Annotated in this window: 18 protein-coding genes; 4 read left to right on the top strand and 14 right to left on the bottom strand. The window is 68.7% G+C overall.

Annotation, left to right across the window (positions count from 1 at the left end):
- Nucleotides 1-10: 10 nt before the first annotated feature.
- On the top strand, nt 11-268 hold the full coding sequence (locus CF15_RS04935; RefSeq protein WP_058370796.1) for a hypothetical protein: 258 nt from the start codon (nt 11-13) through the stop codon (nt 266-268).
- On the opposite strand, the gene CF15_RS04930 is transcribed toward CF15_RS04935, so the two are convergent.
- Complete coding sequence (locus CF15_RS04930) at nt 265-1,809, bottom strand: carboxypeptidase M32 (RefSeq protein WP_058370795.1); 1,545 nt, start codon at nt 1,807-1,809, stop codon at nt 265-267. The genes CF15_RS04935 and CF15_RS04930 overlap by 4 nt on opposite strands.
- A gap of 158 nt (nt 1,810-1,967) precedes the next feature.
- Between CF15_RS04930 and CF15_RS04925 the strand changes: the two genes are divergently transcribed.
- Nucleotides 1,968-3,305 carry a DsbA family protein gene (locus tag CF15_RS04925; RefSeq protein WP_058370794.1) on the top strand — a complete coding sequence of 446 codons (1,338 nt, stop codon included), beginning with the start codon at nt 1,968-1,970 and terminating at the stop codon, nt 3,303-3,305.
- A gap of 65 nt (nt 3,306-3,370) precedes the next feature.
- Here CF15_RS04925 and purM read toward each other — a convergent pair whose 3' ends face one another.
- Entirely contained in the window at nt 3,371-4,372 is a 1,002-nt protein-coding gene (gene purM, locus CF15_RS04920; protein ID WP_058370793.1) for a phosphoribosylformylglycinamidine cyclo-ligase, read from the bottom strand.
- A gap of 319 nt (nt 4,373-4,691) precedes the next feature.
- Here purM and CF15_RS09060 point away from each other — a divergent pair, with 319 nt between their 5' ends.
- Complete coding sequence (locus CF15_RS09060) at nt 4,692-4,910, top strand: hypothetical protein (RefSeq protein WP_058370792.1); 219 nt, start codon at nt 4,692-4,694, stop codon at nt 4,908-4,910.
- Between the two features lie 39 nt (nt 4,911-4,949).
- On the opposite strand, the gene purT is transcribed toward CF15_RS09060, so the two are convergent.
- From purT to CF15_RS08860, 9 genes are read right to left on the bottom strand one after another with little or no spacing between them, the layout of a single operon-like run.
- A complete protein-coding gene (purT, locus tag CF15_RS04910) occupies nt 4,950-6,200 on the bottom strand; it encodes a formate-dependent phosphoribosylglycinamide formyltransferase (protein WP_168371284.1) in 1,251 nt (416 codons plus the stop codon).
- A gap of 60 nt (nt 6,201-6,260) precedes the next feature.
- On the bottom strand, nt 6,261-7,739 hold the full coding sequence (gene purD, locus CF15_RS04905; protein WP_058370791.1) for a phosphoribosylamine--glycine ligase: 1,479 nt from the start codon (nt 7,737-7,739) through the stop codon (nt 6,261-6,263).
- A complete protein-coding gene (locus CF15_RS04900; protein ID WP_058370790.1) occupies nt 7,736-8,965 on the bottom strand; it encodes a phosphoribosyltransferase family protein in 1,230 nt (409 codons plus the stop codon). The genes purD and CF15_RS04900 overlap by 4 nt, the downstream gene beginning before the upstream one ends.
- Nucleotides 8,966-8,974: 9 nt before the next feature.
- Complete coding sequence (gene purF, locus CF15_RS04895; RefSeq protein ID WP_236698196.1) at nt 8,975-10,321, bottom strand: amidophosphoribosyltransferase; 1,347 nt, start codon at nt 10,319-10,321, stop codon at nt 8,975-8,977.
- A 19-nt stretch (nt 10,322-10,340) separates the two neighbouring features.
- Nucleotides 10,341-12,518 carry a phosphoribosylformylglycinamidine synthase subunit PurL gene (gene purL, locus CF15_RS04890; RefSeq protein WP_058370788.1) on the bottom strand — a complete coding sequence of 726 codons (2,178 nt, stop codon included), beginning with the start codon at nt 12,516-12,518 and terminating at the stop codon, nt 10,341-10,343.
- Entirely contained in the window at nt 12,518-13,195 is a 678-nt protein-coding gene (purQ, locus tag CF15_RS04885; RefSeq protein WP_058370787.1) for a phosphoribosylformylglycinamidine synthase I, read from the bottom strand. Before purQ ends, purL begins: the two co-directional genes overlap by 1 nt.
- Nucleotides 13,188-13,442, bottom strand: coding sequence for a phosphoribosylformylglycinamidine synthase subunit PurS (gene purS, locus CF15_RS04880; protein WP_058370786.1), 255 nt, complete (start codon nt 13,440-13,442; stop codon nt 13,188-13,190). The genes purQ and purS overlap by 8 nt, the downstream gene beginning before the upstream one ends.
- Before the next feature lie 7 nt (nt 13,443-13,449).
- The gene (locus tag CF15_RS04875) at nt 13,450-14,484 is read right to left on the bottom strand and encodes a phosphoribosylaminoimidazolesuccinocarboxamide synthase (protein ID WP_236698136.1); all 1,035 of its coding nucleotides are present in this window, start codon (nt 14,482-14,484) and stop codon (nt 13,450-13,452) included.
- Entirely contained in the window at nt 14,474-14,662 is a 189-nt protein-coding gene (locus CF15_RS08860; RefSeq protein WP_058370785.1) for a hypothetical protein, read from the bottom strand. Before CF15_RS08860 ends, CF15_RS04875 begins: the two co-directional genes overlap by 11 nt.
- Before the next feature lie 651 nt (nt 14,663-15,313).
- Here CF15_RS08860 and CF15_RS08855 point away from each other — a divergent pair.
- Nucleotides 15,314-15,733, top strand: a complete 420-nt coding sequence (locus CF15_RS08855) for an aldo/keto reductase (RefSeq protein WP_058370784.1) — start codon at nt 15,314-15,316, stop codon at nt 15,731-15,733.
- A gap of 116 nt (nt 15,734-15,849) precedes the next feature.
- On the opposite strand, the gene CF15_RS04860 is transcribed toward CF15_RS08855, so the two are convergent.
- The 3 genes from CF15_RS04860 to CF15_RS04850 all read right to left on the bottom strand — a co-directional run bounded on the left by CF15_RS04860 (nt 15,850) and on the right by CF15_RS04850 (nt 19,783).
- A complete protein-coding gene (locus CF15_RS04860; protein ID WP_058370783.1) occupies nt 15,850-16,335 on the bottom strand; it encodes a DUF1641 domain-containing protein in 486 nt (161 codons plus the stop codon).
- A gap of 22 nt (nt 16,336-16,357) precedes the next feature.
- Nucleotides 16,358-17,536 (bottom strand): NAD(P)/FAD-dependent oxidoreductase, encoded by a 1,179-nt coding sequence (locus CF15_RS04855; RefSeq protein WP_058370782.1) that lies wholly within the window; start codon nt 17,534-17,536, stop codon nt 16,358-16,360.
- A gap of 336 nt (nt 17,537-17,872) precedes the next feature.
- A complete protein-coding gene (locus CF15_RS04850) occupies nt 17,873-19,783 on the bottom strand; it encodes an aldehyde ferredoxin oxidoreductase family protein (RefSeq protein WP_236698135.1) in 1,911 nt (636 codons plus the stop codon).
- Nucleotides 19,784-19,794: the final 11 nt, after the last annotated feature.

Here is a 19,794-nt window from a genome sequence, read left to right as displayed (position 1 = left end):
GCGCCTAGCCGTGGCGGCCCGCGGAGAGGCCCTGGAGAGGCTCCGGGCGAGCGGCCTCGACGCCCGGGTCGAGGATGGGAGGCTCCATATACGCGCCGGCAGGGGCTTCAGCCTCGCCGACCTCCCGGCGGAGCTGCTCGAGGACCTCATGGGCTTCGAGGAGATACTGGTGGAGGCCCCGGAGGGCTACTACTTCTACTTCCGCAGGGGGGATGTGGAGAAGCTGCTGGAGCTGAAGAGGAGAGAGGATGGGGGCAGGGGCCCCTAGCCCCGCGGCAGGTACTCCTCCAGCTCGCCGGGGAGGCGGAGGAACTTCCACTCCAGGTACTCCACCAGCGCAGCCGCCGAGGGCTTCCCTCCGAGGCTCCTCTCCACCAGCTCCAGCGGCGGGAAGGTGGCGCCCCAGCGGTGTATCCTCTCGCCCAGCCAGGCGCGGAGCCCCGCCAGGTCCAGCCCGGTCAGTAGCTCGGGGCTCCCGCTCCACAACCTCCTCCATATCATAGCCGCTATCACGTTGCCTAGCGTGTAGGTGGGGAAGTAGCCGAAGCTCCCGTGGCTCCAGTGTATGTCCTGGAGCACGCCCTCGCTCGGGCTCCTTGGCCTCACCCCCAGCAGGTCCTCCATCATATCGTCCCAGGCCTGGGGGAGCTCGTCCACCATCACGCTGCCCTCTATAAGCTTCTTCTCCAGGATGTAGCGGAGGTAGATGTGGAGGTTGTAGGTCACCTCGTCGGCGTCAACCCTTATGAGGTCTGGGCGGACGGTGTTCACGTAGCGGTACAGCTCCAGCGGCTCTAGCCGGAGCCCCAGGTGCTCGGCGAGCCTCTTCGAGAGGAGCCCCATGAACCAGGGGCCGCGGCCGACCACGTTCTCCCAGAACCTCGACTGGCTCTCGTGGACACCCATGCTCACCCCCGTCCCTATCGGGGTGTAGGCCAGCCTCCGGTCTATCTGGAGCTGGTAGAGGGCGTGGCCGTACTCGTGGACGAGGCTGTAGACAGCCCTCTTGATGTCGCGGCCCTCGTAGCGGACTGTTATCCTTACATCATCTATGCCCATGTCTATTGTGAAGGGGTGAGCGGACTCGTCCAGCCTCCCCCGGTCCCAGGGCCAGCCCAGGTCGTCCAGGAGGCGGCGGAGCATCGCCCTGGCCCGTTCCACGTCGTACCCCTGGTCCTCGAGCGGGTGGCGGCTGGGGTAGAAGCCGCCGGTTAGGACGCGGTCGAGTATCCTCCTGGTCGCCGGCACCAGCTCGTTGAAGAGCGGGTCCAGGTGGCGGACCCTCAGCCCCTCCTCGTAGAGGTCGAGGAGAGCGTCGTAGGGGTGGTCCTCATAGCCGAGCAGCTCTGCCTTCCTCCTCTGTATCTCGACTATCTCCTCCAGGTAGGGCTTGAACATTTTGAAGTCGGCCTTCTTCTTGGCCTCCTTCCAGACCTGGGTGGCCTCGCTGGTCACCCTCGCCTCGCGGCGGGCAAGCTCCTCGGGCACCGCCTTGGCTATCCTCACCGCCCTGCGGAGGACCCTCACCACGCCACGCTCGTAGACGTTGAGGCTATCGAGCTTCTCCTCCGCCTCGCGGAGGAGCTTGTCGAGCTCGGGGTCTAGCAGGAGCCGGTGGCTCAGCCCCTCCAGCTCCTCGGCCGCCGTGGAGCGGTCCTTTACCCCCGCCCTGGGCATGTAGGTCTCGAGATCCCAGCCCATGAGGGATAGGGCGTGGCCCAGGGCCCAGAGCAGCCGGTACTTGCCAAGGATTCTCCTGACCGTCTCGTCGCGGAACAGGGTCCCCGCCTCGGAAGCTGTCTCGGGCATTAGCTCCCACGCCTCGCCCAGCAGGAGCAGGCCTCCATATATACATCCCCGGGGGTCTCTGCGGGTATTCGCTGTTTCGCCGCACACTCGGAGCGCTGTATGGGGCAGCGCAATTTAGGGTCCAAGCCCCACGGGGCAGCAGCGAGGATTGGTGGAGTATGCGCGGCTGGAGGCTCTACGCTGCAGTAGCTGTAGCGGTGGCCGTGGCGGCTGCCGCGGCGCTGCTCCTAACCCACCGGGGCGGGGGAACCGCCGCCTCCAGCGCGGCCGGGCCCCGGGCGTGCGGCAGCGGCCCAGCAGTGATGGTCGTCTACGAGAAGGGGCAGGAGAAGCTCGCCTCGGTGGTCCAGGAGCTGCTCAGTAGGCAGCTGGCGGGGCTCCTCCCCAACGGCACCAGGTTCTGCAATGCCACCGCCGAGGCCGCGGGGCTTAGGGGGCTGCGCGTCTACCCCGCGATACTGGTGAGGGCCGGCAACGTTAGCGGCGAGCTCGCCCGGGCGCTGCTGAACGAGACCCTGCCCGGCGGCTGGAGGCCCCTCCGCTACGACTACACAGCCGCCTTCGAGACCCAGGTGGCGCTCCGGCTGGGGCTCCCCAGGCCCAGCTACGCGTACACCGCCAAGCTGCTAGTTGTTGAGGGCGACATGCCCTACGCAACGGTGAACAGGGACTCGCTCAAGCCTGGGAGCAGTATAATGGAAATCCTCTCATCCCTCTTCGCCGCCAAGATAACCGGGGTCGAGTACGTCAAGAAGCCGCCCGCCGGCGTGGACCCCAGGGAGCTGCCGGCCTTCTACGCCGTTTCCCAGCAGCCCCTGGACAGGGGCGTCCCCGGCGTGAGGAGGATAAGCGACAACGTCTACGAGGTAGCCGACGTCAATATAACTGATCTCCTCCTGGAGTCTGGCGCAGTGGAGGCAGTGGAGAGGGAGGGGCCGCCCCCCGGCATAGAGGGGCACCCCGCCCTGGGCCACGGGAGGGTGCACATCGCGATATACGAGGACTTCGCCTGCCCCTACTGCGCCAGGTTCTACAGGGACATCTTCCCCGAGATCAAGAAGCTCGTGGACGAGGGCAAGATCACCTACCATATAGTCGACCTCGTGGTGCACCTGAACCCCAACGTAACCAGGCTGCACGAGCTGTTGCTATGCTACTACAATAGGACGGGCAACGCCACCGCCTACCTGGAGGAGGCCACAAGGATATATAGCAAGGTCTACAAGCTCTACCAGGAGGGGCTGGCCAGCGCGAGCCAGCTCTACAACAGCATGGGCAAGCTACTGAGCGAGGAGGAGCAGAGGCTCAACGCCACCCCCGACTGCCCCGCAGCCAGCCTGGTGGAGGAGGCGTCCCACGCAGCGGTCATGGCGGGGCTCCAGGGCACGCCCAGCTTCGCAGTGTGGGTTGAGGGGAGCAACAAGACCCTCTACATACTGGGCTACAGGGACGCGGACTTCTTCAGGAAGCTGGTGGATCAGCTGGAGAAGAGCTAGCCCTCCAAGCGCCGCAGCAGGGGCCGCACCCGCGTTTTTAGCCCTCCACGGGCCTCCCCCGGGGGCTAGTAGACTATCCTGCCGTACATGGTCTCGAGCACCACCGCCGGCTCCTCCCCCTCCGCCTCCTCCACGCGGCCCAGCAGGTGGGCCCGGTGGCCCATCCTCTCGGCGAGGGAGAGGGCCTCCTCGGCGCGGTCGCCGGGCGCGGCCACCACGAGGCCTATGCCCATGTTCCACACGCGGTAGGCCTCCCTGGGCTCCACCCTCCCGGCCTCCATCAGTATGCGGAATATGGCGGGGAGCTCGGGCATCTCCATCACCGCCGCGGAGCCGTGGGGGAGGATCCTCTTGACCTTGGTGAAGGCCCCGCCGGTTACGTGGGCGGCCGCGGTTATGAGGCCCCGGCGCCAGGCCTCGAGGAGGAACGCGGTGTAGTTGGCCACTGGCTTCGAGAGCTCCTCCCCCAGCCTAACGCTCTCCACAACCGTGTCGTAGCCGCCCAGCCTCTCCTCCACTATCCTCCTGGCCAGACTGTAGCCGTTGGCGTGGAGCCCGCTGCTCTCCAGCCCGAGCAGCACGTCCCCGGGCTTCGCTCTGTTCCCCCTCCAGCCCTTCTCCCTCACAGCCAGCACCGTGCAGACCACGTCCACGCCGCCCGCGAGGCCCGGGAGCACGGCGGTCTCGCCGCCCAGCAGCGCCGCTCCCGTAGCCTCCGCCGCCTCCCTGACCCCCTCCAGGACCTCCCGGAACACCCTCTCGTCGGCCCTCGGCATGGCTATGTAGTCTACCAGCGCCAGGGGCCTGGCGGCGTCGCAGGCGACATCATTGGTGTTCATGACCACGCAGTCCCAGCCGGCGACCCTCATCCTCCCGGTCCTCTCCAGCACCAGCGTCTTGGTGCCGACGCCGTCGACGTGGAGCACCAGCTCGTAGCCTCCAAGCTCTATGGAGGAGGTGTAGGCCTCCCGGCGGCCGGCGAGAAGCCTCGAGGCGAGGCGGTGCATGGCCTCGCTGGCGTCCAGGTCGACGCCGGCGTCGCGGTAGCTGAGGCCCCTAGCCACCACGCCTCCCCGGCCGCCACCCGGCGGCTGGCAGGGATATAGAGATGGCCCGGGGCTGGTAGGATACGCGGGAGGGCATGGCGGGCTGGACAGGGGCCTGCCGCCGAGGATATGCTGGGAGACCAATGGGCTTGCAAACCCCGCGGTCTTCAGGGAGGCTGTCAGGCTCAGCCTCGAGGGCGGCGGCATAGTGAAGGTTGACTGGAAGGCCTGGAGCCCCAGCGTCTACGAGGCCCTCACCGGGTCGATGGGCGCAGGGCTGTTGAGAGGCTGAAGGATAGCCGCCGAGCTGGCTAGGGAGAGGCCGGAGCCGCCGCTCCTGGTGGTAAGCATACTCCTGGTACCAGGCTACGTCGACGCCGAGGAGGTGCGTGGAATAGCGGGCTACATAGCCGGCCTGATGGAGGAGTACGGGGTGAACATACCGCTGGTCCTCCTAGCCTTCCACCGGACCACAGGATGCTGGACCTGCTGCCTACCAGCCGCCGACACGCCCTCGAGGCTAGGCGCGTGGCGCTGGAAGCCGGTGTTAGAGAAGTAACAATAGGTAGTGTAATGCCTGGCTCCCCGGCGACTACTATTAGAGCCCCCTGGAGGCCTCACCCCTCGGAGTGACTCTCAGCCTCCTGGCGGCCATCTGGGCCTTCCTCCTGGCCTCCTCCACCGTCTCCGCCCTGGCCAGCACCACCGCCATGCGGCGCCCCCTGTAGGTCCGGGGCTTGCCGAACCAGCGCACCTCCACCCCCGGCTCCCCGAGGGCCTCGTAGACCCCGTCGAGCACCGGGTACCACTCGCCGTCGAGGTCGGTGTACACCGCTAGGCTCGCGGCGGGGGTGAGGACCCTGGGCCTGGGCACGGGCAGCCCCACGGAGGCGCGGACGTGGACCTGGAACTCGCTCATATCCTGGCTCGCCATGGTGACCATGCCGGTGTCGTGGGGCCTCGGGGCCACCTCGCTGAAGAGGAGGCGGCCGTCCCTGGTCTGGAGCAGCTCGACGCCGAAGACGCCCACCCCGCCGAGGCCCTCGGCCACCCTTATCCCTATATCCCTGGCCTTGTCCAGCAGCTCCCTGGGCCTGGTGCTGGGCTGCCAGGACTCTATGTAGTGGTACTCCCCGTACCTCCAGTGCTCCACGGGCTCCATCGCATCCGTCCTGACCCTGTCTCCGTCCAGCCAGCGGTAGGCGAGCACAGTGTACTCCGTCTCGAGCTGGACGTACTCCTCCACTATCACCCTCCTGCTCGCGCCGCGCGCGTGCCTTATCGACTCCATGTAGGCCTCCTCCACCGCCCTCCTGCTGGGCTCCTCGACCTTGACGTGCCCGTGGCCGCTACTGCTCATCTCGGGCTTGATGAGGCAGGGGTAGCCTACGCGCTCGCAGGCCTCATAGGCCTCCTCCGGGCTCGAGGCGAAGGCGTACCTGGTGGTGGGCAGCCCCAGCTCCTCCGCGGCCCAGCGCCTCAGCTCGATCCTGTTCATCGCTATCTTGACCGCCCTGGCGTTGGGGACGACGTGGAAGCCGCGCTCCTCCAGCCTCTCCAGGGCCTCCGTGTCCACGGCCTCTATCTCGGGGATCACAGCCACCGGGTTCTCCCTCTCCACTATAGCCTCCACCGCCCTGCCGTCGAGCATGTTGACCACGTAGCGGCGGTGGGCTACGTGCATCGCCGGGGCCCAGTCGTAGCGGTCGACAACGACCACCTCTAGGCCGAGCCTCTGCGCCTCGATGGCCACCTCCTTGCCCAGCTCTCCTCCGCCCAGGAGGACTATCCTAGCCGCTCCGGGGCCCAGGGGGCTGGGGAGCCTCTCCATCCTAGAGGGCACGCCCATCCCGGATGGACACCTCCACGCTCACGGGGTGTACACGGGTGACTGGGTATGGGAAAGAAATTAGCCGTAGTCGTAGACCAGGAGGCCGCGACCGGGGATCCAGTCGTAGACCCTGGTCTCGCCCCTCTCACGGCGCCTCAGGTAGGCCTTCCTCACGCGCTCGGCGAGCCTCACCCGGGCCTCGATGTGGCTCCGGGAGCCTATGTCGCGCCGCCACACCAGCGGGTGGCCGTCGAGCAGGCGCACCGCCGAGGCGGCGCGCTGGGCCCTCGCCGCGGCGTCCTCGTAGCCCCTGGTGCTCGGGCAGGCTATCTCCACGAGCCTCGAGCCGGTGGAGACCAGGCCCCCGGGGCCCTCGTCCACGCCGGCGTAGAGGAGGCTGCAGCCCTCCCTCTCCACGGCCCCCCGGTCCACCGCCACGGGGTGGCCCCTGGCTATGGAGCGGTTGTTCGGGTAGCCCGCCGGCGCCAGGGCTATGGTCACCACGTAGGTGTCCTCCGCCACCTCCAGCCTGTAGCCGGCCAGCCTCCCCGAGGCCGCGCGGTCGAGAAGCTCGAGGAAGTCGCTCTCCACCATGTGGACCAGGTTGGCGGTCTCCGGGTCGCCGAAGCGGGCGTAGTACTCTATCACCGTGGGGCCCCAGAGGCTGGTGAGCATCATCTGGCCGCTCAGCGTCCCCCGGTAGGGCTCCCCGGTGTCGGCGCGGATAGCCTCCACGGTCTTCTCGAGGATCTCCACGGTCTCCCGGTACTCACCGGGCTCCAGGAAGGAGGGCGTGGTCCCGGGGCCGCTGACCGCCCCCATGCCGCCCGTCTCGGGGCCGAGGTCCCAGGTGAAGAGGTGCGGGTGGTCCTGGATCGCGGGGAGCGGCACCACCGTGGAGCCGTCGGTGACAGCCATGACCGTGTACTCTACGCCCTCAACCCTCTCCTCCACTATCACCGCGTGCTCTATGTCGCTGTAGCTCTCCCGGATCCTCTCCGCGAGCCTCTCCGCGTAGCCCGCGGCCGCCTCCCTCACAGCCGAGCCCAGGTGCTCCATGGGCTCGGCGAAGACGCGCACCCCGCGGCCGCCCGCCTGCCTGGCAGGCTTCACCGCCACGTCGCCCGCCGCGCGGGCGTACTCGGCCGCCTCCCTCGGGTCGGTGAAGACGCGGTAGCGGAGCCGGCCCGGGATGCGGTGGCGCCACATCAGCTCCCTGGCGTAGGCCTTGTCCTTCTCGATCCTGGCCTGGGCCGCGCCGGGCCCGTAGACGGTGAAGCCCCTCTCCCTCAGCGCGTCGGCCACGCCGGCGAAGAGGGGCTCCTCCGGCCCTATGACCACGAGGTCGGGGCTCCACTCCTCGGCGGTCCTGGCCACGTCGGCCGGGCTCGTGGGCTTCCCGGTGTAGAGCCTGCCCCCCGTCCTCTCGGCGGCCTCGGCGAGGCCCGGGTTCCTCTTGTCGCTCACCACCGCTATCCTGGGCTCCAGGCCGCTCCTGGCCATCAGTACTGCGAGGGCGTGCTCCCGGCCGCCGCTGCCGACTAGGAGGACCTTCACTTCCCGGCCACCTCCCTGTCGCTCATGCAGGCCGTGCAGGGGTCGACCCCGCGGGCCCTGAGGTAGGAGACCGCCTCCCCCAGGGGGAGCCATGCGAGGCTGTCGACGTCGAGCACGCGCTTGATATGCTCGTCGCGGAGCTGCCGGGCTATCAGCGTCCCTGGGTCGAGGAGCTGGACCCGGTGGGGGCAAGGGGCGACTATCCTCGGGCTCGAGACGGCCACGTGGATCTCGCGGGGCGCCTGGCTCCTCCAGAGGCGGTGGATGAACGTCTTCAGCGTGAGCCCGGTGACCACGCTGTCGTCGACCACGGCTACCCGCTTGCCCTCGAACACGCCCGGTACAGGGTTGAACTTCAGGCTGAGAGCCATCAGCCTCTCCTCCACGGAGCCTGTGGACATGATAGCGGTGCGGACCCTGCCCAGTGTGGAGACCAGCGCCAGCTCCAGGGGGGCCCGCTTCTCCTCCGCGTAGCCGAGGGCGTAGGGGAGCGCGGTCTCCGGGACCCCCACCACGACGTCGACCTCCACCTGGTGGCTGCGGGCGAGCCTGCGGCCCATCTCCCTCCGGAACATGTAGACGTTCACGCCGTCCACAAGGCTGTCGGGCCTGGCCAGGTAGATGTACTCGAAGAGGGAGGTGCCCCTCCTCCCCCTCCCCGCGGACACAGTGTCGAGGCTGTACCGGTCCCCGTAGACCGCCTCGCCCGGCTCCAGGTCGTGGCGGTGCTCGCCGCCCATCAGGGTTATCGGCGCCGTCTCGGTCGCGGCGTAGAGGGCGTCGAAGCCGTAGCCGCCGACGGATAGGGGCCTCACCCCGAGCCTGCCCCGGTAGAGCAGGTAGCCCCCGTCCGCCCTCAGCGCCGCCACGCTGCAGGCGTCGAACTCCTCGAGGGAGGCGAGGGCCTCCCCGGCCTCCCCGGGGCCCCGGGCCCCCTCGACAGCCTTGAGGGCCTTCTCGGGGCTGCAGGCGCCGTCGACGGCCACCGCCGCCCTCCTGGAGGCAGCGAGCCTCCCCGTGGGCTCCACGGCCGCCACCACCGCGCCGCCGGGGGGCAGGCTCCAGCCGTCGCTCCAGGGGTCGATGCTGCCCGCCTCCAGCCCACCGCCGCGGAGCACGGCGTAGGAGACCCTGGGGCCCCGGTGCCGGAGCCCCATGACCCCGTAGCGTGCGTACACGTGGGCAGGCTGGTCCTCCTCGTAGAAGTAGGCCAGGAGGACTCCCATACCCTGCCCTCACCTCCTGCCCTCTGTGAACACCTTCTCCAGCCTCTCCACGTCGAGCGGGAACGGGTAGGAGCCGCCGAAGCAGCCGAGGCAGAGCCGGCGGCCCACGGCCTCCTCCAGCCCGCGGAGGCCGAGGTAGAGGAGGCTGTCCACACCGAGGAGCCTGGCCACCTCGTCCACGCTCCTCCCGTGGGCTACCAGCTCGCGGCGGCTAGGCATGTCTATGCCCAGGAAGCAGGGCATCACCACGGGGGGAGAGGCTACGCGGAGGTGCACCTCCCTCGCGCCGGCCGCGCGGAGGGTGGCGGCTATCCTCCTGCCGGTCGAGCCCCTGACAACACTGTCGTCGATGAGGATTATCCTCTTGCCCCAGGCGGCGGAGCGTATCGGGTTAAACTTCCTCCGGAGCCTCCCGTCCCTCTCCCTCGGCGGGGCTATGAAGGCGCGGCCGGCGTACCTGTTCCTGTAGAGCACCTCCACCAGGGGGATGCCCCGCTCCAGCGCGTAGCCTATCGCCGCGCTCCTCCCGCTGTCGGGCACCGGGGCCACCAGGTCTGCCTCCACGGTGTCGCTCCGGGCGAGCCTGCGGCCCATCTCCACCCGGGCGGCGTGGGCCTCCACGCCCTCGAAGACGCTGTCCGGGCGGAGGAAGTAGACGTACTCGAACGCGCAGGGCCTGGGCTCGTGGGAGGGGGCGAGACGGGTCTCGACACAGTCCTTGGGGCTCCCGTTGCAGTATAGGAGGCCTCCGGCCGGCAGCTCCCTCCAGGCCAGCCCCATGGTGTCGAGCGCGGCTGTCTCGCTGGCTACAGCGGCGTAGCCGTCGCCGAGGGCGTAGGCCAGCGGCCGGACCCCATAGGGGTCCCTCGCCGCCGCCAGCTCGCCCCTCGAGCTCAGGGCGACCATGCTGTAGGCGCCGCGGAGCAGCCGTGCCGCCTCACGGAGCGCGTCGGCCAGGCTGCCGTGCTCCAGGTAGAGGGCCTCCACAAGGTCTGCCACGAGCTGGGCGTCCCAGCTGTAGCGGCGGCCGAGCAGCTCGCCGCCCAGCTCACGGTAGTTCACAATGTTGCCGTTGAACGCCACGTAGACCAGGCCCCGGGCGCCCGCCACGGGCTGGAAAAGCTCGCCGCCGTAGAGGCTGCTGGTGCTGTACCTCACGTGCCCTATCGCTGCCCACGCCCTCGAGGCCTCGGGCGGCAGCTTCACCGCCTCCTCCACCAGCCCGCCGCCGCCGGCGAGGCCGATGCGGCCGCCCGCGAGGAACGCCACGCCTGCCGCCTCCTGGCCCCGGTGCTGGAGCTCCAGCAGCAGCTCGTAGACCGCCCCGGCGGCCCCCTCCCCCATCCACGCCGCCACGCCGCACAAGGGCCCCTGCTCACCCCCGGGCTAGGCTCCTCTCGAGAGCAATCTCGTAGGCCTCGCGTAGCCCCTCCAGCGGGAGCCTGGATACCAGTCTCCCCGAGGACAGTAGCTCCACATAGTCACCGCCGGTCTCGCCCACCGGGCGGGCCCAGACCCCGAGCCTCCTCGCCTCCTCGAGCACCTCCCCCAGGCTCTCACGGGGCACCTCGAGGAGGTAACGGCCGGGGGTCTCGGAGAACCCTGCCTCGAGGAGGCTGCTGCACCGGGGGCAGAGCGCCCCGAGGTCTATGCTGGCCCCGGCGCCGCCGGCGACGGCCATCTTGGCTGCGGCGGCGGCCGCGCCCCCGAGCCCCACCGAGTGGGAGGCGGTGACTAGCCCCCTCTCGACGAGCCTCCTCACAAGCTGCGCCGCGGCCTTCTCCTCGCCGGGCCTGGGCTCCGGCGGGGCGCCCGCGGGCTCGCCCAGGAGGATCTCGGCCGCCTCGCTAGCGCCCAGCTCGGGCCTGGTCTCCCCCACCGCCACGAGGACGGCGTCGCCCTGGAGCGCCAGTCCCGTGGCGCGGCCGGCGTCGGCGATCCTGCCGACGACGAGGACGGTGGCCACCGGGTCCACCATGTGGCCCCTCTCGTCCTCGTTGTAGAGGCTTACGTTGCCCCCTATGAAGGGTATCCCCAGGCCCCTGGCCATCCAGGCGAGGCCGTCAACCATCCTCTCGAAGTACCAGAACTGCCTCGGCTTCTCAGGGTTCCCGGCGTTGATGTTGTCGAGCGCCGCCAGCGGCTCCCCGCCCACCGCGGCCACGCTGCGGTAGGCCTCCGCGAGGCTGAGGGCGGCGCCGCGGAACGGGTCCTGCCTCGTATACCTCGGGTTCCCTGCCAGCGCCGCCACGACGCCCCTGGCCGTGCCGTCCTGCAGCCAGAGGACCGCGGCATCCCCATGGCCCGGCGGGAGCCTGGTGCGGCCCTGGACGCCCCAGTCGTACTGCTCATAGACCCAGGCCTTGGAGGCCGCCCTGGGGCTGGAGAGGATCCTCTCGAGCAGCCGGCCCAGCTCCTCCTCCGCCACGCTGAGCCCGGGCAGCGGCCCGGGGGGCTGGGGCTGCTCCGAGCGCCTCTCCACCGGCGGGGCCTCGGCCGCCAGCTCCACGGGAAGGTCCACCACTGTCCTGCCCCTGTAGACCGCCCGGAGCCTGCCCGTGTCGTCGAAGTAGCCTATCACGCTCGCCTCGACCCCGTAGCGGTCGAGGATACGGAGCAGCTCGCCCAGCCTACCCTTCTCCGGCACCAGGAGCATGCGCTCCTGGCTCTCCGAGACCAGTATCTCAGCGGGGTCCATATCCGGCTCCCGGAGGTGGACCCTGTCGAGGTGCACGACGGCGCCGACCCGGCTGGAGGCCGCGGTCTCGGCCACCGCTGTGGCCAGCCCGCCGCCGCCCAGGTCCTTTACGTGGCGGAGGAGGCGGCGCTCGAAGGCCTCGGAGAGCGCGTCTATGAGGAGCTTCTCGAGGAACGGGTTCCCCACCTGCACCGCCGCTATGTCCTCCTCCCTCTCGCCCAGCGGGCGGCTGGCGAAGCTGCTCCCGAGCATCCCGTCCCTCCCGGTGGAGTTCCCCGCCAGCACCATGACGTCGCCAGGCTCCACCCTGCCGGGGAGGATGGCGTCGGGCCTGGCCACGCCCAGGCAGGCCACGTTGACCAGCGGCTGCCTCTCGTAGCTCGGGTGGAACCACGTCCGCCCGGCCACGGTGGGGACTCCTATCCTGTTCCCGTAGTCGCTTATCCCCCGGACTATGCCCCTGGCGAGCCACCTGGAGACGGGGGTGCGGAGGCTCCCGAGGTAGAGGGCGTCGAGCAGCGCTATGGGCCTGGCCCCGAGGCTGAGCACGTCCCTGACGATGCCCCCCACGCCGGTGGCCGCCCCGTTGTAGGGGTCCACAGCGGATGGGTGGTTGTGGCTCTCTATCCTGGCTACCAGGGCCACGTCGTCGAAGAGCTTGACCGCGCCGGCGTCCCTGCCGGGCCCGACCAGCACCCAGGGGGCCTCCGTGGGGAGCCTCCTCAGCAGCCTCTTGGTGCTCTTATAGCTGCAGTGCTCGCTCCAGGTGGCCTCGAAGAGGGCTAGCTCCTCCCTGGTGGGCTCCCTGCCGAGCCTGCGCCGTATCTCCTCCAGCTCCTCCCGCGTCAGCGGCATCACCAGCCCCTCCGCAGCGCTGCCCCGATGGACTCGAAGAGGACGCGGCCGCCGGTTCCCCGGCCCCTGGGCGTCTGGAGGGGGTGGGCGGCCCTCTCCGGGTGCGGCATTAGGCCCAGCACCGCCCCGTCCTGGCTACCCAGCCCCGCGATGTTGGCGACGCTGCCGTTGGGGTTCTCGAGGTACTCCAGCCAGGGCCTATCCCTCAGCAGGGAGCCGGGGTCTGGGTGGTAGTAGCGGCCCTCCGCATGGGCTATAGGCATCTCCAGCACCATCCCCTCCTCGGCCGCGAGGAGCCAGGGCCCCCGCGGCGCGTGGACCCGGACACGCGTCCAGCGGGCGATGAAGCGGCCGCTCTCGTTGGGGAGGAGCGCGCCGGGGAGTATGCCGGCCTCGACGAGCACCTGGAAGCCGTTGCATATGCCGAGTATGGGGGAGCCGGCCGCCGCGGCCTCCCGGAGCTGCTCGGCTGCTGGGCTCCAGGAGGCGAGTAGCCCGGCGCGGCCGTAGTCGCCGTAGCTGAAGCCCCCGGGCACCACGGTGGCGTCCCAGCTCCTCCAACTGTACTCGGTGTGCCAGACCACGTGGGCCTCCACGCCGGCTACCTCGCGGAGCATGTAGGCGGTCTCCTCGTCGCAGTTGGTGCCGGGGAACTTCACCACCGCGACCCTAGGCAAGGGGGATCACCAGGAGGCTGTGGACGGCGGGGTTGTAGAGCCGGGTCTCCCTGGCCATCTCCTCTACGAGCCGGGCCGCCTCCTCCCTTGACCCGGCCTCGACCTCGAAGACGAAGGCCTTCCCGGCCCTGGCGCCGAGGATCCACGTGTAGCCGAGCCTCCTCAGCTCCCCGGCCAGGGTCTCGCCCTCCGGGTCCCGGGCGGAGGGCTTATAGGACACCATTACCAGCACGCGGTGCCTCGCCAAGGCCTCCTCACTCCCCGCAGAGCCTCTCCGGGGCCCCGGCCAGCCTGGCCAGCTCCCTGTACGCCTCCACCAGCTCCTCCACGCTACCTCCCCGGCGGTAGAGCTCTTTGTCCAGGTGCCTGCCCTCGGCGTCGACGAGCCTCATCGTGTCGCCCGACACCTCGTCGACCACCACGAAGCCCCTCGGGGTCCTCGCCACCTCTATCTTGAAGTCTATGAGCCGGAGCCCCCTCCGCCTCCAGAAGGATTCGAGAACCGCGTCCACCCGGAGGGCGAGGCTCCGGAGCGCGTCCAGCTCGCTCCAGGAGAGGAGCCCCGCCTCCACCACGTCCTCCGGGAGCAGGAGGGGGTCGCCCCTCTCATCGTCCTTGAGGTGCAGCTCCACCAGCGGCCTAGAGAGCCGGGCCATGGGCTTGAGGAAGGGCATGCGCCTGACCATGGAGCCGTAGGCGTAGTTACGCACTATCACCTCGAGGGGGGCCACCTCGTGCCTCTCCACGAGGATCCGGGAGCCGCCCATGTAGCAGATGTAGTGGGTGCGCACCCCGTGCTCCTCGAGGAGCTCGAACATCCTGGCCGAGAGCCGGGCCGCGGCCTCCCCCTTGCCCGGCGCCGGGTCCCTCCTCCTCCCGTCGAACGCCGTGACCCCATCCTTGAACTCCATGACCGCCCTTCCGTCGCCGGCGTCTAGGACTCGCTTAGCCTTCCCCTCGTAGAGGAGCCGCCCGGGCCTCAGCGTAACCCCCATGATTGGGACTTGGCCGAGTAAGGGGTCTAAAAGCATTCCAGGATGAGGGAACCCCTCGCCTCTACTTGGCCAAGTATAGAGGATGGAGACTCGCGCTAGTCGCCCGGGGGCTCCGCCGCAGCCACCCTGTCTCCACCGCCACGTCCCCGGCCTTCCCCAGCCGGCCCCGTGGAGCCGCGCGTAGTAGACGTAGGCGGCGTCGTAGACAGTGAGCCCCAGCTCGCCGGCGAACCTCTCCACGGCCTCCACGTCGCCGGGCTTTATCCTCAGCAGGGTGAGGCTCTCAGCGAGCACGGCAAGCGCCCGGGCCAGCGCGCCGCGCCTCCACGAGGGCAGCGTTAGCGGCCTCGTAGAGGGCCAGATCCAGTATGGCGGCCTCCTCGCGGAGTATCCTCTCCGCAGCCCTCTCCACGCCACTCTCCTGCGCCATCTTCGCCAGCGGGTAGAGTGCCGAGGCGTCGAGTGTGATCAAGCCGGGCTCCTCCCCTAGGGGAGGCCTTCACCGCCTCAACCCGGTCGCCCGGCTCGAGGCCTCCGCCGGCCTCGGCGGCCCCGCGGAGGGCTTCGGCGAGCCTACGCCTCCTCTCCTCCTCCACCGCGCGGCGGATAGCCTCCACCACCCTGATGTCGATGCCCAGCCTCTCAGCCTCCTCCTTCAGCTCCCTGGGCACCCGGACGGAGACTACGGCGGTAGACACGGGGCCCCGTGTATACAGGGTGGGGGTGTATACAGGCTGTTAAGGCCTGCCGCCCGGCCCTACAGCCTCCCGCCGCTGCTGCCCCGCGGCCGGCATAATCCCCCGTGGAGGACCCTGGAGGCGGGTGCCGCCGAGGCCTTGCACAGGGTGCTGGGCAGGACCGGGCTGAGGGTCTCCAGGGTCGGGCTGGGCCTCTGGCAGGCCAGGTCGAGGCTCTGGGGCTCCCCTGGGGAGGGGCTGCGGGGCGCCCGGGAGGCGGTGAGGGGCCTGGCGGGCTACATAGGGGTCTCCAACTACCCCCAGCCCCTCCTCGAGAAGGCTATGCTCTGCACGCGGCGCCACGAGATAGCTGTGAACCAGGTCCACTACAGCCTCGGCTGCCGGGTGGCCGAGAACAGGCTGAAGCCCTTCATGGAGAGCCGGGGGTGGCTCTGCAGGCCTGGAGCCCCCTCGACAAGGGCGCGCTCGCGGGCAGGACCCGGGCCGACAACCCGGCCCGCCGCATGGACCCCGTGTTCAAGACCGTGGCGGGGGACAGGGTGCTCCAGGAGACGCTGGCGAGGGTGGCGGAGAGGCTCGGCACCAGCAGGGCCGTGGTGGCCCTCGCCTGGCTCGTGGCGAAGGGCGCCTTCCCCCTGGTGGGGGCTAGGAGGAGGAGCCACGCCGAGTCGGCCGCGGAGGCGGCCCGCCTAGACCTCCCCGGCTGGGCAGTCGGGGAGCTCGACAGGGCTAGCGGGCGGTACCGGAGCCTATGGGGCAGGTGCTGCAGCGAGCTGTCCTGGAGCCGCGTCCTCCCTGGGCTCCTCCAGGCCCTAGTCTTCAAGTACATACTCCGAGGCATATAGCCGGCCAGTCTTGCAGCAGCCGGGATGGGCACATAGATGATGCCCCTGGCCCCCGCCCTCCTCCCGGGGAAGGCCGGAGCCGAGGCCGGGCAGACGGGTAGAAAACTAGGGAGAGGCTACCCGCCCTTCTGCTCCTCGAACTTCTTCTTCAGCTCTAGGAGGCAGGCGCCAAGATGCTTAGCCATAGCTATCAGCAGGCCTATGCCATGCTGCACCTCCGGGTCGCGGAGCGCCCCCATGAGGCCTAGCAGCCCAAGAGGTTTGACCTCACTGGGCTTCAGCGATGCCATGGACTTCATGGTGCAGCTTGTTATCCCCTCAACGTTCAGCTTGGCTGAGACGACCTCCTCGGGCTCCAGGCTATTGATGCCCCGCGTGGCGCCATGCGTGAGGGCGAGCAAGCGGTAGAGCGTCGGATCGCGGCTGAGTATGGTAAACAGCTCATTGCTCTTCTCGGCTATGAACTTCAGCATATCCAGCATACCGCTTTTCTTGAGGTAGACAAGGGCCTCTATGATGTCCTCGAGAGCCTTCATACTCTCCTCGTCGAACTTGAGGGCCTCCTCTATAGTGCCCCTCTTCTCCCCAGCCTGGGAGGCCATAGTGCACCACCCGAGCCGGCTGCTACTTCATTGCGGCTATCCATGACTTGTAGAAAGCCTCCTTTACTATACGGAGCAGGGGGTTTGTGGCGGCTATATACCTGGCAGCCTTCCACTGGTCACTCTTCTCATCATATTTCATGTCGAACGCTATCATTATGCCTGAGGTCGCGCCGAAGTATCCGACAACCATGGTGCCCCTGGCGAACTCGGCCACCGGGTAGCCGCCGGTTATCTCGCTGATTATCTGGTCGGCTGCGTAGTCGGCTGCAAGATGCACCGGCACGCCTGCGCCCGGGAAGCCGAGAGGCGGCATGGAGTGCTCTCCCACCATGAATACGTCGTCGTAGTCTGGGTGGCGGAAGTTCCTGGGCCTCGCCGGCGCCCACCTCGGATCCTGCTTGAGCTGGAAGCCCTCACTCCTGGCCAGGGGCTCCGGAAGCCTACTAGGAGGCACCTTAATCAACAAATCATACCTCTCCTCAACATTCCCCGCACGAACAACACCCCTCTCACCATCAACCTCGACATTACCGTCATGCATTACAACCTCTACCCCTGTCTCCTCCATCTTCTCCATCCATATGCGTAAGGTGTCGAGAACGCTGAGAGGCGGCGGCATCCTCTCCATCTTAGGCATCATCAAGGCCACCTGTGGCTTCACACCACGGTGCTTGAGGCTCTCAGCCAGCGTGGTGGCAAGCTCCATGGGGAACATTGGGCAGCGATGCTCGGCCTCTGGCACTAGTATGACTATCCTCCCGCCCTTGAAGCCCTCCAGGGCCTTCCTCATCTCCAGTGCTCCTTCGAGCGTGTAGCTGTGGTACCCGTAGCGGTCTAGGCCTGGGTAGGCCTCCCAGCCGTAGCGGACCCCGAGGCTCACGACGAGGTAGTCGTAGCCCAGCCTCCCACCCTTCTCAGTCTCAACAGCCCTCTCGCCGGCATCAATCCGGGTAACCCGGTCAACCAGCACCCTGAAGCCAAACCTCCTACCAGCATCAACAATAGAGGCGCGAACCTCATCCGGCACAGCAGCGCCGAGAGCAACATCTCCATAGAGGGGGCGGAAGTCGTGCCAAGGCTCATCAGCCACAACAGTAACCTCGGAGTCAGCATTCATCTTCCTGAGGTATTCGGCGAGCCTGCGGGCGGCGACGTAGCCTCCGGAGCCGCCACCTAGGATGAGGATGCGTTTAGTCACAGCCTAACACCTAGCTACTAGCCCGTTGCGTCATATTGATTGACTGGTAGCGCATTCAAATAAACTTATCCACATTTCTCTCTGCTCTTGCATTAATACATATATATCTTTTAATCCATAAATACCTATAGTATCTCCATGAGGGGTCGCGTGGATAGGGTCTCCAGCGACGCGGGTTCCGGCTGCACCGCCGCCGGCGGTAGGAACCGGGCAGGGGCGGCGGAAGCCCGGCGGAGAGGAGGGTACGGTAGCGCCTGGGGCTCGGCTCCCCGCTTCCGGTCACCGCCTCTCCCGGGCTCCCTCCTTCTAAGCCTCCTCACAGCCCCGGGCGGCGTGCTAGAGGGGTCTCCTCCGCCTCTCCACCTCCGCCAGCGCCTTCTCCGCGTCCTCCACCGCCCAGTCGAGGCCCAGGCGGCGCAGCGTCTCGGGGAGGGGGACGCCGTACTCCTCGTGGTAGCCTCTCCTCCTGTAGAACTCGCGGATCGCCTCCATGAGGTCGCTCCAGTCCAGCGCGGCCTTCTCGCCCTTCAGGGGGCCCTCCCTTATCGGCTCCATCCAGCGCTTGGGCGGCCGGTCGCCCTCCGGCACCCTGCCGGCCAGGGCCGCGTGTATCCTCGCCAGCGCCTCCGTCCTCCAGCCCACGAGCATCAGCTCCTCTATCCCGGCGTCCAGCCCGGTGACGGCGCTGTAGAGGGCCTGCACCTCCCCGGGCCGGTAGGGCACGAAGCTGCAGAGCCCCATGCTATCGAGCAGGGCCTTCCAGTCCCTGTCCCTCAGCATGCTCTCCACAGTCTCCCTGGCAGGGCCCTTGCTCGGCGGCTGATGGGGGCTGGGCCAGCCGCGGAGGTGGCTAGCGCCCACATCCGCGGTTGCGTAGCTCACCACCAGCCCCCTGCGGCCCCTCGGGTCCCAGGCCGCCGCCTCGAGGCCCTTGACGTGGACCGCCCGGTCGCCGCCGCGGCCCAGTATCCTGGAGGCCTTCTCAACGCCCTCTGCCAGCACCGCCCCTATCCCGCGGCGCTCTGCCACGAGGCGGGCCAGCTCGCGCACTGCCTCGGGGTCGCCGTGCCTCGGCTCCCTGGTGAGCCCGGCCAGCTCCTCCCGGGAGACGAGGCCCTCCTCGTAGAGCTCCATGAGCCAGGAGGCTGTCTCGCCGAAGCTTATGCTGTCCAGCCCCAGGCTGTTGATGAGCCACTCGGTGTAGAGCACCTCGTCGGGGTCAACCACCCCGGGGGCGAGGCCCAGCATGGCCAGGTTCTCGTACTCGGGCTTGACCACTATGTGCTCCAGGCCCCTCCTCCTCGGGGAGGCGAGCTTGCTGCACTTGACGGGGCAGCCCCAGCCCCAGAGGATGCCGGCGTACCTCCGGTAGACGCTCCTCGGCGCCTCCCGGGAGAGGATCTCGTCGCCGCTCAGCCTCCTGGCCTCCTCCTCGGGGAGCCAGTTCCTCCTCCAGTGCCAGCCGGGGCACATGCTCAGCCTGCTGCAGACCGAGACGCCGTCGTTGGTGCCGTAGCGGGCCCAGGCCCTGGTGGGCTCGTCGCCGCGTATCCTCTCGTAGACCTCCAGGTAGAGCTTCCTCCACTCCTCGGGCCTGGCTCTGGCGGGCACACTGCTCCCCCAGACGGCCACGGCCTTCAGCCCCATGGAGCCCATTACTGCTCCCAGCCCGCAGCGGCCGGCGGCGCGGAACCCGTCCACGATTATGTTGGCGTAGCGCACCAGCCTCTCCCCCGCGGGCCCTATGGCCGCGACGCTGGCGCCCAGCCTCGTCTCCTTCCTCACGGCCTCAGCTGTCTCCACCGCACCGCTACCCCAGAGGTGGCGGGCGGGCCTCACCTCGACCCCGCCATCCTCTATGTAGAGGTAGACGGGTTCCTCGGCCTTACCGTAGACAACTACCGCGTCGAACCCCGCCATCCGCAGCTTCCCGGCGAACACCTGGCCAGCGTAGCTGTCACAGAGGATGCCGGTCAGCGGGCTCTTGGCCAGGAACCCGGTCTTCGACGCGCCGGGCGCGTGGGTCGCCAGCGCCCCGGCGGCGATGACGAGCCTGTTAGCCGCCGGGTCCAGGGGGTCGGCGCTCGGCGGGATCAGCCTGTAGCCAAGGAGGTAGAGGAGCCCCTTCCCTCCGAGGAACAGCCTGGCCTCGCTCTCGCCCAGCTCCCGCGTCTCAACCCTCCCGCTGGAGAGGTCTATGAACGCTATCCTGCCGGCGTAGCCGGGGACGGGCACGGGCCGGAACACCCGGGGGTGGA

The organism is Pyrodictium occultum (assembly GCF_001462395.1).
In the GTDB taxonomy this organism is placed as follows: Archaea; Thermoproteota; Thermoprotei_A; order Sulfolobales; family Pyrodictiaceae; genus Pyrodictium; species Pyrodictium occultum.
This window is presented reverse-complemented; position numbering and strand designations above follow the sequence as displayed.

Excerpts from the sequence above, each read along its gene's own strand:
- CF15_RS04930 (WP_058370795.1), bottom strand. The coding sequence starts at position 1,809 with ATGCCCGAGACAGCTTCCGAGGCGGGGACCCTGTTCCGCGACGAGACG.
- CF15_RS04925 (WP_058370794.1), top strand. The coding sequence starts at position 1,968 with ATGCGCGGCTGGAGGCTCTACGCTGCAGTAGCTGTAGCGGTGGCCGTG.
- purT (WP_168371284.1), bottom strand. The coding sequence starts at position 6,200 with ATGGGCGTGCCCTCTAGGATGGAGAGGCTCCCCAGCCCCCTGGGCCCC.
- CF15_RS04900 (WP_058370790.1), bottom strand. The coding sequence starts at position 8,965 with ATGGGAGTCCTCCTGGCCTACTTCTACGAGGAGGACCAGCCTGCCCAC.
- purL (WP_058370788.1), bottom strand. The coding sequence starts at position 12,518 with ATGCCGCTGACGCGGGAGGAGCTGGAGGAGATACGGCGCAGGCTCGGC.
- CF15_RS04860 (WP_058370783.1), bottom strand. The coding sequence starts at position 16,335 with ATGGCCTCCCAGGCTGGGGAGAAGAGGGGCACTATAGAGGAGGCCCTC.